Origin of the sequence: Marinobacter sediminum (assembly GCF_016820575.1) — a bacterium.
In the GTDB taxonomy this organism is placed as follows: domain Bacteria; phylum Pseudomonadota; class Gammaproteobacteria; order Pseudomonadales; family Oleiphilaceae; genus Marinobacter; species Marinobacter sediminum.
The window spans coordinates 165,842-182,374 of record NZ_JAEMQH010000003.1 but is presented as its reverse complement, the minus strand read 5'-3'; the positions used below and the strand labels follow the sequence as shown (position 1 = coordinate 182,374).

At 58.7% G+C, this 16,533-nt stretch carries 16 protein-coding genes; 5 read left to right on the top strand and 11 right to left on the bottom strand.

What is annotated here, in order from left to right; translation table 11 throughout:
* Positions 1–9: 9 nt before the first annotated feature.
* Positions 10–696: an RNA polymerase sigma factor RpoE gene (rpoE, locus tag FGO67_RS14345; RefSeq protein ID WP_203301367.1), complete on the bottom strand. Its 687-nt coding sequence runs from the start codon at positions 694–696 to the stop codon at positions 10–12.
* A gap of 134 nt (positions 697–830) precedes the next feature.
* Here rpoE and nadB point away from each other — a divergent pair, with 134 nt between their 5' ends.
* The 5 genes from nadB to FGO67_RS14320 all read left to right on the top strand — a co-directional run bounded on the left by nadB (position 831) and on the right by FGO67_RS14320 (position 5,190).
* Positions 831–2,435 carry an L-aspartate oxidase gene (gene nadB / locus FGO67_RS14340; protein ID WP_203301580.1) on the top strand — a complete coding sequence of 535 codons (1,605 nt, stop codon included), beginning with the start codon at positions 831–833 and terminating at the stop codon, positions 2,433–2,435.
* A gap of 48 nt (positions 2,436–2,483) precedes the next feature.
* Positions 2,484–2,756 carry an FAD assembly factor SdhE gene (locus FGO67_RS14335; RefSeq protein WP_203301366.1) on the top strand — a complete coding sequence of 91 codons (273 nt, stop codon included), beginning with the start codon at positions 2,484–2,486 and terminating at the stop codon, positions 2,754–2,756.
* Positions 2,740–3,204, top strand: a complete 465-nt coding sequence (locus tag FGO67_RS14330; protein WP_203301365.1) for a hypothetical protein — start codon at positions 2,740–2,742, stop codon at positions 3,202–3,204. The genes FGO67_RS14335 and FGO67_RS14330 overlap by 17 nt, the downstream gene beginning before the upstream one ends.
* Before the next feature lie 21 nt (positions 3,205–3,225).
* Positions 3,226–4,239 carry a CAF17-like 4Fe-4S cluster assembly/insertion protein YgfZ gene (gene ygfZ / locus FGO67_RS14325; RefSeq protein ID WP_203301364.1) on the top strand — a complete coding sequence of 338 codons (1,014 nt, stop codon included), beginning with the start codon at positions 3,226–3,228 and terminating at the stop codon, positions 4,237–4,239.
* A gap of 117 nt (positions 4,240–4,356) precedes the next feature.
* The gene (locus FGO67_RS14320; protein WP_203301363.1) at positions 4,357–5,190 is read left to right on the top strand and encodes an HDOD domain-containing protein; all 834 of its coding nucleotides are present in this window, start codon (positions 4,357–4,359) and stop codon (positions 5,188–5,190) included.
* A gap of 29 nt (positions 5,191–5,219) precedes the next feature.
* Here the strand turns inward: FGO67_RS14320 and ung are convergent, their stop codons facing one another.
* The 10 genes from ung to trmD form a co-directional block, all read right to left on the bottom strand.
* Complete coding sequence (ung, locus tag FGO67_RS14315; RefSeq protein ID WP_203301362.1) at positions 5,220–5,951, bottom strand: uracil-DNA glycosylase; 732 nt, start codon at positions 5,949–5,951, stop codon at positions 5,220–5,222.
* Positions 5,952–5,954: 3 nt separating this feature from the next.
* Positions 5,955–7,487, bottom strand: a complete 1,533-nt coding sequence (gene lysS / locus FGO67_RS14310; RefSeq protein WP_203301361.1) for a lysine--tRNA ligase — start codon at positions 7,485–7,487, stop codon at positions 5,955–5,957.
* A gap of 51 nt (positions 7,488–7,538) precedes the next feature.
* Positions 7,539–8,634 (bottom strand): peptide chain release factor 2 gene (gene prfB, locus FGO67_RS14305; RefSeq protein ID WP_203301360.1). Its coding sequence is split into 2 segments (ribosomal slippage): positions 7,539–8,561 and positions 8,563–8,634, totalling 1,095 coding nucleotides; the frame shifts between segments, so codons are not numbered across the junction.
* Positions 8,635–8,887: 253 nt separating this feature from the next.
* Positions 8,888–10,621 carry a single-stranded-DNA-specific exonuclease RecJ gene (recJ, locus tag FGO67_RS14300; RefSeq protein WP_203301359.1) on the bottom strand — a complete coding sequence of 578 codons (1,734 nt, stop codon included), beginning with the start codon at positions 10,619–10,621 and terminating at the stop codon, positions 8,888–8,890.
* 6 nt (positions 10,622–10,627) lie between these two features.
* On the bottom strand, positions 10,628–12,028 hold the full coding sequence (gene thrC, locus FGO67_RS14295) for a threonine synthase (protein ID WP_203301358.1): 1,401 nt from the start codon (positions 12,026–12,028) through the stop codon (positions 10,628–10,630).
* Between the two features lie 14 nt (positions 12,029–12,042).
* The gene (locus FGO67_RS14290) at positions 12,043–13,344 is read right to left on the bottom strand and encodes a homoserine dehydrogenase (RefSeq protein WP_203301357.1); all 1,302 of its coding nucleotides are present in this window, start codon (positions 13,342–13,344) and stop codon (positions 12,043–12,045) included.
* A 159-nt stretch (positions 13,345–13,503) separates the two neighbouring features.
* On the bottom strand, positions 13,504–14,217 hold the full coding sequence (locus FGO67_RS14285) for a DsbC family protein (RefSeq protein ID WP_238942486.1): 714 nt from the start codon (positions 14,215–14,217) through the stop codon (positions 13,504–13,506).
* Positions 14,218–14,372: 155 nt separating this feature from the next.
* Positions 14,373–15,275: a site-specific tyrosine recombinase XerD gene (gene xerD / locus FGO67_RS14280; RefSeq protein ID WP_203301355.1), complete on the bottom strand. Its 903-nt coding sequence runs from the start codon at positions 15,273–15,275 to the stop codon at positions 14,373–14,375.
* A gap of 115 nt (positions 15,276–15,390) precedes the next feature.
* Entirely contained in the window at positions 15,391–15,747 is a 357-nt protein-coding gene (gene rplS, locus FGO67_RS14275) for a 50S ribosomal protein L19 (protein WP_041340442.1), read from the bottom strand.
* 25 nt (positions 15,748–15,772) lie between these two features.
* Positions 15,773–16,531 (bottom strand): tRNA (guanosine(37)-N1)-methyltransferase TrmD, encoded by a 759-nt coding sequence (trmD, locus tag FGO67_RS14270; RefSeq protein ID WP_203301354.1) that lies wholly within the window; start codon positions 16,529–16,531, stop codon positions 15,773–15,775.
* Positions 16,532–16,533: the final 2 nt, after the last annotated feature.

Sequence of the window (16,533 nt, the reverse complement as noted above, 5' to 3'; positions counted from 1 at the left end):
CACCCTCAACTACGTCACTGAATGATTGAGCAAAGGCCCGAGATACCGATCAACGGAATCTCGGGCCCGAAAAATACGCGAACGCACGGTACCGATCGGACAGTCGAGAATACGGGCAATGTCCTCGTAACTCAGCCCGTCATACTCCCGAAGCAAAAACGCCGAGCGCAGTTCTTCTGGCAGCTGGGATATCGCCTCGGTTAGTGCTGTCTGAAGTTCTTCCCGCTGCAACAGTCGCTCAGGCGAAGCAACGTCCCGAAGCCGACCGCCGTCATCGAAATTTTCGGCCTCGGCCACGTCTGCGCTACCCTGCGGCCTGCGCCCGCGCGACTCGAGATAATTCTTGGCGGTATTGACTGCTATCCGGTACAGCCAGGTATAAAACGCACTGTCACCACGAAAACGGTCGATGGCCCGGAAGGCTTTGACAAAGGCCTCCTGAGTCAGATCCATGACTTCCTGACTGTCGTAGACATAGCGACTTATGATCGACGCCACCCGGGACTGATATTTCACCACCAATAAATCGAACGCCGCACGATCACCATTCTTCACCTTGCGTACAAGCTGAAGGTCGGTCTGACTGTCGCTTCGTTCACCCTGTCGTGGGTCTTGGTCAGGAGTCATGGACGGCTTGCCGGGCTTCCCTGTTTTCTCGGCCAAAAATTCGGCTTTTGCGAGATTTCGTTGATTCATTCTTGCTGTCCGGCGTCCATTTGCAGAAGAGGGCGCACCACCCGGCAGGCGGCTGACCCATTCAGGCCAAATAGACAGCACGTGCAAAGTTTAGTTCAATAGGCGTCCACATTATGGCCCGCGATCACAACCCAATGCCACAGTCCTACGAATTCGATGTCCTTGTTATCGGCAGTGGTGCAGCCGGCCTGACGGTTGCACTCAACTTGCCCGAACACTTGCGGGTCTGCGTTATAAGCAAGGCCGACATTTCCAGCGGTGCGACGCTATGGGCCCAGGGCGGTATTGCCGCGGTGCTCGATGACGACGATTCCACCGAAGATCATATTCAGGACACTCTGGCCGCAGGTGCCGGGCTATGCCACGAGGATGCAGTCCGGTTTACCGTCGAGCACGGCCGTGAAAGCATCGACTGGCTGATTAATTCCGGTGTCGCCTTCACAAAGGATGACAACGCCCACTACCACCTGACCCGGGAAGGCGGCCACAGTCACCGGCGCATCATCCACGCTGCCGATGCAACCGGCCATGCCGTCTCTACCACGCTGACCGAACAGGCGCTGGCACGGCCCAATATCGAGCTGATGTCCAGCCGGGTCGCCGTCGACCTGATCACCAACCGGAAACTGTCCTTACCGGGTAACCGCTGCGTAGGCGCGTATATCCTGAACCTGGAAGATAACCACGTTGAGCTGTTCCGGGCCCGGTTTACGGTAATTGCCACCGGCGGTGCCTCCAAGGCCTATCGCTACACCACCAATCCGGATGGTGCATCCGGGGATGGCATTGCCATGGCCTGGCGTGCTGGCTGTCGGGTTGCCAATATGGAGTTCAACCAGTTCCACCCGACCTGTCTGTACCACCCCCATGCCAAGTCGTTCCTGATTACGGAGGCGGTCCGGGGTGAAGGCGGCCTGCTGAAGTTGCCGGACGGCGGTCGTTTCATGGACCGCTTCGACGAGCGCGCGGAGCTGGCGCCTCGTGATATTGTGGCCCGCGCCATCGACCACGAAATGAAGCGGCTGGGTGCTGACCATCTGTACCTGGATATCAGCCACAAGCCGGCCGACTTCATCAAGCACCACTTCCCGACCATCTATGAGAAATGCCTTGGTTTTGGCATCGACATTACACGCGAACCCCTACCAGTGGTGCCGGCCGCCCATTACACTTGTGGCGGCATCATCACCGATGAGCGTGCTCGCTCTGACATCAACGGTCTGTACGTGGTTGGCGAGGCGGGCTTTACCGGTTTGCACGGAGCCAACCGGATGGCCAGCAATTCCCTGCTTGAATGTCTGGTCTATGGACGCTCGGCGGCGGCGGACATTGCCCGCCGGGAAGCAGACATCCCGCCTCCGCCCGACGCCCCGGATTGGGATGAAAGCCAGGTTCGCGACTCCGATGAGGACGTCGTGATCTCCCACAACTGGGATGAACTACGCCACTTCATGTGGGACTACGTCGGAATCGTTCGCACCACCAAACGGCTGCAGCGCGCCAAGCACCGGGTCGATCTGCTGTCCCGGGAAATCGGCGAGTTCTACAGCAATTACCGGGTATCCAATGACCTGCTGGAATTGCGAAATCTGGTGACCGTGTCTGACCTGATCATCTGCTCCGCCCTGCAGCGCAAGGAGAGCCGGGGGCTGCACTACACCCTGGACTTCCCCGGACTGACCAGTGAAGCGAAGGACACCGTGCTGGTTCCAACCACTTACCGTACGCTATCCCCCTGACCGGGGTGTGTTTTAGCAAACAACCCATTCAACTCTACGGAATCCGCTATGCCCGAAAACACTGTTTCCTCCGACAACGTCGATTTCAACCGTATGTGGTGGCACAGCCGCCGCGGCATGCTGGAATTGGACAACCTCCTCATTCCGTTTATCGAGGAGGTCTACCGCACCCTTTCCGACGAGGACAAGGCCCGTTATAAGAAGCTGCTTAGCTGCGAGGACAATGACATGTTCGAGTGGTTCATGCAGCGTAGCCGGCCAGAAGACCCGGATCTGCAGCGCATGGTCGACATGATTGTGAACCGTGTCCAGCCGGATTGAGCTGTCACTTCAGCCATCGCTAGCCGCCGGCCTCGTTGCCTCGGCACCCTGGCTGGCGATGGCCGGCTTTATCCTGATAGCAGGTACCGCCAACAAAGGCCCGCTACTGCTGGGCCTCATTCCCACCCTGGCCGGCGCACTCTTTCAATTCCGAAGCACCGGGTTGCTGAGCACAAAACGCGCTGTGACCGCCCTGCAGGTTTTGGATGGGCAACTCTACGCCCAGTTGGGCCACTCCGACACCGTCGCCATGAAAATAGGCAGCTCCAGTCAGCTCGGCGCTCACCTGGCACTCTTGAAACTGCGACCTGTCGGCACCAGATTGTTTCCGTATTCCGCCATTCTTCTGACCGGCAACCGCTTTGTTCGTGGTAACGTTCCGGAAGATGAATTTCGTCGCCTGCGGGTATGGCTCAGACTGGGCCGGTCCCAGCCAAACCCCGTGTAACACCCCGAGTTGGAGTACTCCATGACTGACGCGAAAGCCCCGGTCACCGCAGACAGTGGTTCTGCCCAATTGACCGCCGATTTTCCTTTGCCCGAGACCGGCTGGTCGAGCGTGAGCAACCGGCTGCTAGTGCGCATCAGCGGACCAGGCACCGACAAGTTCCTGCAAGGTCAATTCAGCCAACACCTGGATGAAGTCGTCACCGGGTACTCGCCCCGCGCGGCCGCCGCTACGCCCAAGGGCCGGGCCTACTGCCTGACGCGCATGATTCGTGACGGCGACGACGTGCTGATTGACCTGCAGCACGACTTGGCTGACGCCATCCTGACCCAGCTGCGCAAATACCTGATGCTGTTCCGGGGCACCTCGGCAGAGACAGTCAAAGAAGGCCGTGTCGTGGGCCTGTTCGGCACCTTGGTGGCAAGTTCCCTGGCTGGCGACGGGCTCAGCAAGCTGAACCAGCCTGGCGATACAGTGGCCGTTGACGCTGGGTTCCTGATTCGCGTCGAACCAACTGCCGATGGCCTCGATCGGTTCGAACTCTGGCACACGGGGCCCGGTCAGACGGCACTCAATGACGCCGATGAACATCCCGAAGCTGACTGGCAAGCGTCGGAGATTGCCGCCGGAATTGCCAGTCTGACAGAACAAACCCGAGAAGCCTTTGTTCCGCAGATGCTGAACTGGCAACACGTCGGTGGTGTGCACTTCAAGAAAGGCTGCTACACCGGCCAGGAAGTCATCGCGCGGATGCATTTTCTCGGTCAGCTGAAGAAAAGCCTGTTCCGCTGCCGACTTGCCTGTGCGGAAACGCCGCAGCCCGGCGCATCCGTGCAGGCCGACGGCCGGTCGGTTGGCACCGTAGTCAATGCCGTGGCACTGGCCAACGGGACCAGCGAGTTACTCGCGGTGCTTCGACACGATGCCGCAGACAAGCCGCTGACGGTAGAGGGTTACCCCGACGTCGCGCTGGATCTGCTGCCGCTGCCCTACCCCGTACCCGAGCGGGAAAAAAGTCCTCAGACAGATACATAAGTTGACAGGAAAATATCGGCTGATTTGCTATAAAGTAACTCACCTATTTGATTTTCCTGGGCGCTGGCATTTTCTGGCCGCCGGACCCCATTCCTGACAAGCGGATTGCTACTGACCATGTCGAATATCGTCGAAACCATTAAGACCGAACTGATTGATGCCATTGAAAATGACAAACTGCTGCTGCCCACGCTGCCGGAAGTTGCCCTGCAGGTTCGGGAGATCGCGGAGAATGAGGATTCGGGCATTGCCGATCTGGTCAAAGTCATCAGTAATGACACCGCCTTGTCTGCCCGTATCATTCGGGTCTGCAACAGCCCGCTGTTCCGGGGTAGCCGGGCCATTGAGAACCTGAACATGGCGGTCAGCCGGTTGGGTATGGCCTACACCAGCAACCTGGCGATGGGCCTGGCCATGGAACAGATGTTCCAGGCCACCTCAGACATGATCGACAAGCGTCTGCGCGCAACTTGGCAGACCAGCACCGAAGTGGCTGGCGTCTGTCACGTGCTGGCTCAGCACTACACCCGGCTCAAACCCGACCAGGCGACACTGGCGGGGCTGGTGCACCTGATTGGCGTACTGCCAATTCTGCGCTACGTGGAAGACCAGGACATCCAGATCAGCAGCATCATGCTCGACAACGTCATTGAGGAACTGCACCCGCGTCTGGGCGCGACCATCCTCAAGCGGTGGGATTTCCCGCCCGAGCTGCAGAATGTGCCCCTGGAATACGCCAGCTTCCAGCGCCAGGTCCCGGCTACCGACTACGCCGATCTGGTTATGGTGGCCAATTTGCAACTGGTGGCAGGCAGCGAGCATCCATGGACGGAAATGGACTGGAATGACATCCCCGCATTTGAGCGCATGGGCCTTGATCCGAACATCGACATGAGCGAGGAAGAAGACCTGAACGCCCAGATGGAAGCCGCGATGGCGCTTCTACAGTAACTGCTGGACTTGGCGATCAGGGCTGATCGCTAGAACTGATAGTCAGCGATCAACTCGGCTTTGGAGGGCAGCGTCCAATCGATGGATGGCTGCCCTTTTTGCTGCAGCCATTGATTAGCGCGGGAAAAGTGGCGGCAGCCGAAAAAGCCGCGATAAGCACTCAACGGCGAAGGATGCGGCCCCTCCAGCACCAGGTGTCGATCACGATCAATGTGTCGGCCTTTCTTGCGGGCGTAACCGCCCCAAAGCAAAAACACCACCCCTTCACGCTCACGATTGACGGTCTCGATCACCTTGTCGGTAAACGCCTCCCAGCCCTTGCCCTGATGGGCGCCAGCCTGGCCCTGCGCCACGGTTAACACACTGTTCAGCAACAGCACGCCGCGATCGGCCCACGGCTGCAAACAACCGTGATCAGGTGTTTCGATACCGAGATCGCTCCGAACTTCCTTGAAGATGTTGACCAGAGACGGTGGCGTCGCCACCTCGGGCCGGACCGAAAAGCACAGCCCGTGAGCCTGCCCGGGGCCATGATAGGGGTCTTGCCCGAGTATCACCACGGAGACATTGGCAAGAGGGGTGCTGTTGAGGGCATTGAAGCAGTGATCGCGGGCCGGGAACAGGGCCGTGCCGGCCTGCTCCTCTGCCGCCAGAAACTCCGCCAGCGCCTTCATATAGGGCTGGCGGAATTCATTGCCGAGATGGTCGGACCAGCCCCGGTCAGGCCTGAGCTGATGCGCCAGAACCTCAACGGGGTGCATGGTTCAACCCTCGTCGTTGCGGCTTTCCGCCTTGTGCTCCGGACGCATGGCCGGGAACAGGATGACGTCACGAATTGACTGGCTGTTGGTCAGCAGCATCGCCAGACGGTCGATACCAATACCCTCACCGGCGGTCGGCGGCAGGCCGTATTCCAACGCCATGACGTAGTCTTCGTCGTAGAACATAGCCTCGTCGTCACCGGCATCCTTCTCGGCAACCTGCTCCTGAAAACGCTCAGCCTGATCTTCGGCATCGTTCAACTCGGAGAAGCCGTTGGCGATTTCGCGACCGCCGACGAAGAATTCGAACCGTTCGGTAACAAACGGGTTGCTGTCCTTGCAACGAGCCAGCGGCGACACTTCTTTCGGGTACTCGGTGATGAAGGTCGGCTGAATCAGACGATGCTCGGCAGTGGCTTCAAAGATCTCGATCTGAACCTTGCCCAGGCCCCAGCCTTCTTTCAGGTGAATACCAAGGTCCCTGGCCACCTGCCTGGCTGAGTTCTCGTCCGCCAACTGCTCGGCCTTCACATCCGGGTTGTAGCGCAGAATGGCTTCAACGACGGTCAGGCGCTCGAACGACTTGCCGAAGTCATACTCCACCGACTCCTCAGTACCATCGGACAGAGTCCGGGTATTGACCACCGTGGTTGTATCCAGGACTTTCTGGGCGATGGTGCGGATCATGTCCTCGGTGAGGTCCATCAGGTCGTTGTAGTCGGCGTACGCCTGGTAGAACTCCACCATGGTGAATTCCGGGTTGTGACGGGTCGAAAGCCCCTCGTTCCGGAAGTTACGGTTGATCTCGAAGACCCGCTCAAAGCCACCGACAACCAGACGCTTGAGGAACAGCTCCGGCGCGATGCGCAAGTACATGTCGATACCCAGGGCGTTGTGATGAGTCACGAACGGACGGGCGGTAGCGCCACCTGGAATCACCTGCAGCATCGGGGTTTCCACTTCCATGAAATCACGGTCGGTGAAGTACTGGCGCATGGCACTGATGATTTTCGAGCGGGCGTGGAACACCCGGCGGCTGTCTTCATTGACCATCAGGTCCACGTACCGGTGGCGATAACGGGCCTCGGTATCGGTCAGACCCTTGTGCTTCTCCGGCAGCGGACGCAGGGACTTGGTCAGCAGCACGTATTCGTCCATGGTGACGTAGAGGTCGCCCCGGCCGGATTTCGCCAAGGTGCCACGAACACCGATGATATCGCCCAGATCCCAGTGCTTGGTGTCCTTCTGCACATCTTTCGACGCGTAGATCTGGATACGACCAGATGCGTCCTGAACCACCTTGAACGCCTTACGATCCAGCATCATGCGGCCAGCGATGGCCACCTTGATCCCCATAGACTCCAGCTCTTCCTTGGTTTTCTCACCGTAGGTCGCCTGCAGCTCGGCCGCGGTGGCATCACGACGAAAATCGTTGGGGAAGGGATTGCCCTGCTCGCGAAGCTCCGACAGCTTGGCGCGACGCTCGGTAATCAGCTTGTTGTCCTCAGGCTGTGCATTCTGGGTGTGATCAGTCATGTTGGCTCACTAAAATCGGGAATGTCCGGGTTCTTTGGGCGCTGCCAATAATTACAGCGCCATCTTCAGGCTGGCTTCGATAAATTTATCGATATCACCATCCAGTACCGTCTGGGTATTGCTGGTCTCAACCTTGGTCCGCAGATCCTTGATGCGGCTGTCATCCAGCACATAAGAACGGATCTGGCTGCCCCAGCCGATGTCGGCCTTGGCGTCCTCGGCCTTTTGTTTCTCCGCGTTGCGCTCCTGCATCTCGCGCTCAAACAGCTTCGCCTTCAGCTGTTTCATGGCCTGGTCTTTGTTCTGATGCTGGCTTCGGCCAGCCTGACAGGCCACCACGATACCGGTCGGATTGTGGGTCAGACGGACCGCAGATTCGGTCCGGTTAACGTGCTGACCACCAGCACCGGATGCCCGGTAAACATCCACGCGCAGATCCGACGGGTTGATCTCAATCTCAAAACTGTCGTCCACTTCTGGCGACACAAACACCGACGAGAACGAGGTGTGACGACGGTTACCGGAATCAAACGGCGACTTGCGAACCAGGCGATGAACACCGGTCTCGGTGCGCAGCCAGCCATAGGCGTAGTCGCCCTGGATGTGGATGGTGGCACTCTTGATACCGGCCACATCCCCTTCCTGAAGCTCGACAATCTCGGCCTTGAAGCCGCGACGCTCAGCCCAGCGCAGATACATGCGCAGCAGCATGTTGCCCCAGTCCTGGGCCTCGGTGCCGCCGGAGCCGGCCTGGATGTCCAGGTAGGCGTTGTTGGAATCCATTTCCCCGGAAAACATCCGGCGGAATTCCAGCTTTTCCAGCTCCTTGTCGAGCGATCCCAGATCGGCTTCGATCTCGGCAACCGTATCGGCATCCTCTTCCTCGGCGGCCAGATCAAGCAGACTCTCGGCGTCGCCCAGACCACTGGTGAGGTTGTCGATGGTTTTCACGATCAGCTCAAGATCGGAGCGCTCTTTACCGAGTGCCTGGGCCCGCTCTGGGTCGTCCCAAACGGTGGGCAGTTCCAGTTCGCGCTCTACTTCGACCAGTCGTTCATTGCGCTGATCGTAGTCAAAGATACCCCCTGAGCGCTTCAGTGCGCTCACGAAGGTCTTTAATCTTCGTCACAATGGGATTAATTTCCATGAAACCCTTACTCGCTCTAGAAAATGATGAGTAAAAACAGAGGCGGGATTCTACCGGATTTCCGGCAGTAAATCAGCCTGCGGGTTTCCGCAGAGGCTGGCTTGGGAGTCTGGCTCGGAATCTTTTACCCGAGTTCAGTCGGCCGGGGGCCGGGGTGTCTTTTCTGTCGGCAAAAAGATGTCTGAGCGCAGCGAGTTGTTTTTCCCAGAAGAAAAGACACCCCGGCTCGCGGCCAGCCACCTAAAGAATCAGATCACCCAAGCGGCTCGAGATAGTCCACCAACAACTGGAGATTCGTGCGCCCGCGAAAAGTGTTGGCATCCGGCTTATACACCACCCGCGCCCCGGTGCGAGTGTAGTCCGGCACTTCGGGTCCGGTATTGAAGGCGATGCCATCGATGATACCGCCACCCTCAAATGGCTGCAGCACCAGTTTAAGGTGATTCTCACCAACCACGCGCTGACTGACCACCCGGAACTCACCATCGAAAATCGGCTCCGGGAAATGCTGGCCCCAGGGCCCGGCGCGCTTTAGCAGGACTGCCGTTTCCAGGCGCAGCTCATCGAGCGCCAGCGGGCCATCGGTGGTGATCGCCGCTTCCAAGTCCGCAGCCACGAGAGTGTCGCGTACGACCTTGTCGAAGGCTTCGGAAAAGGCGTCCAGATCACTTTGGGCCAGGGTCATGCCTGCGGCCATGGCATGACCGCCGTATTTCTTCAGCATGCCTGGATGGCGAGCATCCACGGCAGCGAGCACATCGCGGATGTGCAAGCCAGGAATGGAACGGGCCGATCCCTTGATGTCTTCGCCGTTATCGTCGCTGGCAAAGGCGATGGTCGGCCGATTGGTTTGCTCCCGAATACGAGCCGCAAGAATACCAATCACGCCCTGGTGCCATTCCGGATCGAACAGCGCCAGCCCCCAGGGCAGACCTTCCAAATCCAGCGACATCGAAGCCAGCAAATCCTGGGCCTGGGCTTTCATGTCCTTTTCGATGGTGCGGCGTTCCCGGTTAAAGGTGTCCAGCTCACGAGCCAGCCGGCGAGCCTCATCGGGACTGTCGGCGAGCAGGCAGGCAATGCCGATACTCATGTCATCCAGACGACCGGCGGCGTTCAATCGCGGGCCAACCACAAAACCAAGATCGGTGGAACTGATCGCTGTGTGATCCCTTCCAGCAACCTCCAGCAGCGCCAGAATTCCGGGCCGGGCCTCGCCCTGACGGATGCGGCGCAAGCCCTGTTCAACAAAAATCCGGTTGTTATGGTCAAGGGGCACCACATCCGCGACGGTGCCCAGTGCGACCAGGTCGAGCAGCGCCCCGAGGTTGGGTTCCGGTTGCGGCAGCAGCGACTGTTCACGCAGGTGCTTACGCAGCGCGGTGAGGACATAGAACATGACCCCAACACCGGCCGCATTCTTGCTCAGAAACGGACAGCCAGGCTGGTTCGGGTTCACGATGGCATCAGCTTCCGGCAGGGTGTCTCCCGCCAGGTGATGATCGGTGACGATCACCTTCATGCCCATATCGCGGGCAGCCTTCACCCCTTCGATGGCCGAAATACCGTTGTCCACGGTCACCAGTAGGTCTGGCAATTCGCCCTCATCCCGCAGCCGTTCGATGATGCCCGGGGTCAGACCATAGCCATCGGCGAACCGACTGGGCACCCGGAAATCGACGCTCTGCAGCCCCAGCATCGACAGTCCCAGCATGGCGACAGCCGTACTGGTGGCACCATCGGCGTCGAAATCGCCCAGCACCAGAACACGCTGCTGCTGCCCGATGGCCTCGGCTAACAACTCGACGGCACGGTCGATGCCGCGCAACTCCATCGGTGAAGCCAGGGATTTCAGGGTGTAACTCAGCTGCTCATCGGAGGTGATACCCCGGGCAGCGTAGAGACGGCGAAGCAAGGGCGGCAGGTTTTGCCCCCAGGCCGGCGTGGTGTCCGGCTGGGGGCGACGCAGGATCTTTTTTGGTGTCATACCAAGTCAGGCGTTCTTCCAGTGCTTGGTAATAAATTCCTGCACACCGGCGATGTTGTTGTCGAGCACCGTGTAACGCTCTTCGCGCTCAAACAAATCCGCCATGTGCGCGGGAAGCTGCGGTTTCACCGACACTCCGGATTCGGCAATGGCATCCGGGAATTTCGCCGGATGGGCCGTACCCAGGGTGATCATGGGCACAGAGCTGTCGCGCCGGCAGTTACGAGCCGCCCGCACACCGATGGCAGTGTGGGGATCGAGCAGGTACTCGTTTTGCTCCTGGATTTCGCGAATGGTATCGCAGGTCGCTTTATCGTCCACGGCATCGCTGTCGAACAACTTGCGGGCATGCTTCCAGCGGTAGTCCTCGATGCTGACCGGTCCCTTGGCAGCATTCTCCAGCAGCGTTTTCACTGCCTGGCCATCACGGCCATGGAGATCGAACAGAAGGCGCTCAAAGTTACTGGACACCATGATGTCCATGCTCGGCGACAAAGTATGTTCCAGCTGATGCTGCTCGTACTTGTTGCCACTCATGAAGCGGTGCAGGATGTCGTTGCGGTTGGTGGCGATCACCAGCTGGGAGATCGGCAGCCCCATCTTCTTGGCCAGATAGCCGGCGAAGATGTCGCCGAAGTTCCCGGTGGGCACGGAAAACGCCATGCTGCGATCCGGACCACCCAAAGCCAGGGACGCCTGGAAGTAATAAACAATCTGGGCCATGATCCGGGCCCAGTTGATGGAGTTCACCGCGGCCAATTGGGTCTTGCCACCCAGGAAGCTCTGATTGCCAAAGCTTTCCTTCACCATGCGCTGACAGTCATCGAAATTGCCACGCACGGCGATGTTGTGGATGTTGTCACCGGTCACTGTGGTCATCTGGCGACGCTGAACTTCCGACACCCGCTCGTGGGGATGCAGGATGAAAATGTCCACGTGCTCGCAGCGACGACAGCCTTCAATAGCCGCAGAACCGGTGTCACCCGAGGTCGCCCCCATGATGACCACGTGCTGCTTACGCTTCTCAAGTACGTAATCAAGCAAACGACCCAGCAACTGCAGGGCGAAATCCTTGAACGCCAGAGTCGGCCCCCGGAACAGTTCCATCACCCACTCGTTGGAGTCCAGCTGGACCAGCGGCGCTACCGCCTGGTGGCTGAACACCGAGTAGGTTTCATCGAGCATCTTGCGGAAATCGTCGGCCGGAATGGCATCGTCGACAAACGGATGCATCACATTGAACGCAAGCTCACTGTACGACAGCCCGCGCCAGCTCCGGATTTCTTCCAGGCTGAAATGGGGCAAGGATTCCGGAACGTACAGCCCGCCATCGGTGGCGAGACCGGTGAGTAGAACGTCTTCAAAACCCAGTGCGGGGGCTTCACCCCGCGTACTGATATATCTCACGTGCGAGCTACCTGTCAGTTAAAGTTTTCAGCGCGGATGCGAACCACATGACCGTCGGTGTCGGTCAGGGCTTCCAGCTCTTCAATGGCGCGATTGATCTGCCGCTCCTGAACGGTATGAGTCAGGATGATGACCGGAATGCGGCCATCCTGCAGTTCAGATTCCTTCTGCATGATGGACTCGATGTTGATGCCATGCTCGCTGAGGATCGAGGCAATTTTGGCCAACACGCCCGGACGGTCCAGGGCAGTAATGCGCAAATAGTACGCGGACTGGATGTCTTCCATGGACAGCACATCCAGCTCCTCGAGAGCCTCGGGCTCGAAGCCAAGGTAAGGCACCCGCTGCTGACTGCCACTGGCGACAGCCCGTGCCACGTCAACGATGTCGGCGATAACCGCAGAAGCGGTTGCTTCGTCACCGGCACCCGGGCCGTAGTACATGGTCTGGCCGACGGCATCACCATCCACCAGCACGGCGTTCAGCACACCATCAACCTGGGCGATCAGGTGACTCTGGGGCACCAGAGTCGGATGCACCCGCAGCTCGATACCATCGTCGCGGCGACGGGCAATGCCCAGGTGCTTGATGCGATAGCCGAGGAGTTCGGCGTGGGAAATGTCGTAGGGCGTAATCTGGGAGATGCCCTCGGTGAAACCTTTTTCAAATTGCAGTGGCACACCAAAACCGGCCGAGGCCAGGATCGTCAGCTTGTGGGCGGCATCAATGCCCTCCACGTCAAAGGTCGGATCGGCTTCGGCGTAACCCAAGTCCTGGGCTTCTTTCAGCACTTCGGCAAACTCACGGCCGGCGCGCATCTCGGTCAGTATGTAGTTGCCAGTACCGTTGATGATACCGGCGATCCAGTCGATGCGGTTGGCCGCCATACCCTCGCGGATCGCTTTCATGACCGGAATGCCACCGGCGACGCCGGCCTCATAGGCTACAACCACGCCCGCTTTCTGGGCCGCCTCGAAAATTTCGTTGCCGTGCACAGCGATCAGGGCCTTGTTGGCGGTGACTACATGCTTGCCGTTATTGATGGCAGTCATCACCAGCTCTTTGGCAGTATCATAACCACCGATGAGCTCAACCACGATGTCCACGCCGGGATCATTTACGACGTCAAAGATATCGGTCGAAAAAGGCACATCGCCCAGATCCATGTCGGTCCGGGGACGACGACTGGCAATCCGGGCAATACGGATGTTGCACCCTGCTCTGCCGGCAATGAGCCTGGCATTCCGGGTCAAGACATTGAATGTACCGCCGCCAACGGTACCCAGTCCGCAGATTCCGACACTGACGTCTTTCAAACTCTCACCTCTGATCCCGAACGGGTGCTGATGAATTGCAAATTTGGGGGGATAGTATACCGATTCAGGTGCCCGTGAATAAGCCCTGAACCGGAACCGTATCAAATCCGTGAAGGGCCCCGCATCGAAACGGAGCCATGACAGATGTTCGGACAGGCGTTAGAGCAGGCCCAGGCCCTGAGCGAGGTTGTCTGCAGGCACGTAACCGCGAACCATGTTGCCGTCTTCCAGCACGATGGCCGGGGTTCCAGTCACGCCAACACGACCGCCCAGCTGGAATTGCTTCAGCACCGGATTCTCACAGCTGGCTGAGGCGACCGAACGACCACCCTTGGCAGCATCCATGGCAGCTTGCTGATCTTCGGCGCACCAGACCGACACGTACTTTTTAAAGGAAGGGGTGTCCGGACCGGACCTTGGGAAGGCGTAGTAATTGACGGTAATACCATAGGCGTTGAGCTGAGGTACTTCGTCGTGCAGCTTCCGGCAGTAGGGGCAATCGATGTCGGTGAAGACATGAATTTCCGCCTTTTGCTCGCCTTTGGCCGGGAACCGGATCACGCCGTCGTCACCAAAATCAGCCATGGTCTGTGCACGCTCACTGGCCCGCGCCTCTTCGGTCACATTGGCAATGCCGTCACTGGTAATCTTCAGCAGATCCCCGGTCAGCAGATACTGGCCATCTGCGGTGGTGTAGATCGTATCGCCGTTGTTGCTCTGGACCTCGTACAGACCAGGCGCCTCGGACTCCTTAACGGACAACACCTTCAGGCCTGGCACGGCAGCGGTCAGGCGGTTGGCAATTCCATCCTCGACCTCACCCGCCGTGCTTGGCGCGACCGCCAAAACACCGGCTACCAGGGCCGCACCCATAACCACATTTTTCACATAATTTCTGGCAGACATACCTACATCCAGTTAGATGACATTGGGCCCCGGGCGCACCGGACAGGCCATGGAAACACGATACTGCGACACAGCGCGACCGCAAAAGTTCAACGCCAACACCTTAACCAAAAAACACCGGCTCAGCCACGGGGGTGATGCGACTGGTGCAACGACTGCAGACGTTGGCGGGCAACGTGAGTGTAAATCTGCGTGGTGGAGAGGTCGGAATGCCCGAGCAACATCTGCACCACGCGCAGATCCGCCCCATGATTCAGCAGGTGGGTTGCGAAGGCATGCCGCAGGGTATGAGGGGAAAGATGCTTGCGAATGCCAACCCGGCTTGCGTAGTGCTTAATGCGATACCAGAAGGTTTGCCGGGTCATCGCCTCTGGCCGGTTACCGGGGAACAGCGCGTCGCAGGAACGTCCTTTTAGCAGCTCCCCGCGCGCCTCTTTCATATAGCGAAGCAACCAATCGACCGCTTCCTCGCCCAGCGGCACCAGACGCTCTTTGCCGCCCTTACCGCTTATCCGGACTACTCCCTGACGCAGGTTGACCTGATCCACCCGCAACTGGGTCAGCTCAGACACCCGCAAGCCACAACCATACAATATTTCCAGCATGGCCCGATCCCTCAGCTCAATGGGCACCTCGGGATCCGGCTCGGAAAGCAATGCCTCGACTTCCTCTTCGGTCAATGAATCCGGCAACCGGCGCGGCAGCTTTGGACTGTCGATGCGAAGAGTCGGATCTTCCGCTATCACGCCTTCGCGCAACAGAAAGCGATAAAAGCGCCGCAAGCCAGACAATCGCCGGGCGGCGGTGGAGGTCTTTACACCCTCAGCCAGTCCCCTGGACATCCACGCCAGCAGATCGGTTCGGCGCACGGCCGTGAGCAAAGGCCGACCGGGCTGATCCTGCAACCAGTCTGCCAGGCGAACAAGATCACTGCGGTATGCTTGCCGCGTTTTCTCGCCCAACCCGTCCTCCAGCCAGATGGCATCGGTAAAACGGGCAATAATGGCCTCATCTTCGAGTCTCAATACTCAAACCCCATGCGGTCACTCTGACAGCAGCATGCCTGGCCAGACAAACAGACACAAAAAAGGCAGCCAATGGCTGCCTTTTTTACAAGCGCTCTGCTCAGCGAATGGCTGATCAGCCCAGCTTTTCCTTGATACGAGCTGCCTTACCAGACAGGTCGCGCAGGTAGTAAAGCTTGGCCTGACGCACGTCACCACGACGCTTCACACTGATACCGTCGATCAGCTTGGAGAAGGTCTGGAAAGTACGCTCAACACCAACACCGTAAGAAATCTTACGCACGGTGAAGGAGGAGTTCATGCCACGGTTACGCTTGCCGATGACAACACCCTCGAACGCCTGCAGACGCTCACGGTTACCCTCGGTTACGCGAACCTGTACGACCACGGTGTCGCCCGGCGCAAAGGCAGGGATTTCCTTGGTCATCTGTTCTGCTTCAAGTTGACTGATGATGTTGTTCTTGCCGCTCATCGTAATGCTCCTGATACCCAATCTTTTAATGCCCTGATGATTCAGAGGCACCCGGTTCGTTCAAAATCTCTTCCAGTAGCTGACGCTCTTCATCCGTAAACACCCGCTGCTCCAGCAGGTCGGGGCGTCGCTCCAGGGTTCGCCTCAGCGACTGTTTCAGTCGCCAACGCCGGATCTGATCATGGTGACCGCCCAATAAAACATCCGGCACCGCCTGACCTTCGTAAACTTCGGGCCGAGTGTAGTGCGGACAATCCAGCAAACCGTCAGCAAAGGAATCCTGCTCTGCCGACTGCGCATGACCCAGCGCTCCGGGGATGAGGCGTGTAACCGCATCAATGACAGCCATGGCCGCCAGTTCGCCACCGGACAGTACAAAATCACCCAGTGACACTTCCCGATCGACTTCCGTCGCAATCAGGCGCTCATCCACACCCTCGTATCGGCCTGCCACCAGAATCAGTCGTTCTTCCGCCGCAAGTGACTCAACAACGGACTGATTCAGCGTTTCACCTTGGGGTGACAAATACACCACACAGGCCTTGCCAGGTGCCGACTCCCGTGCCGCACTGATAGCATCGCGGAGAGGCTGAATTTTCATCAGCATCCCCGGCCCACCACCGTATGGCCGGTCGTCCACGGTGCGGTGACGGTCGCGGGTGTAGTCACGGGGATTCCAGCTTTGGAAGGTCAGAAGACCATCCCGAACTGCTCTGCCCGTGATCCCTACGTCAGTTACCGCACTGAACATCTCCGGGAATAAACTGACCGCGCCAATCCACACCC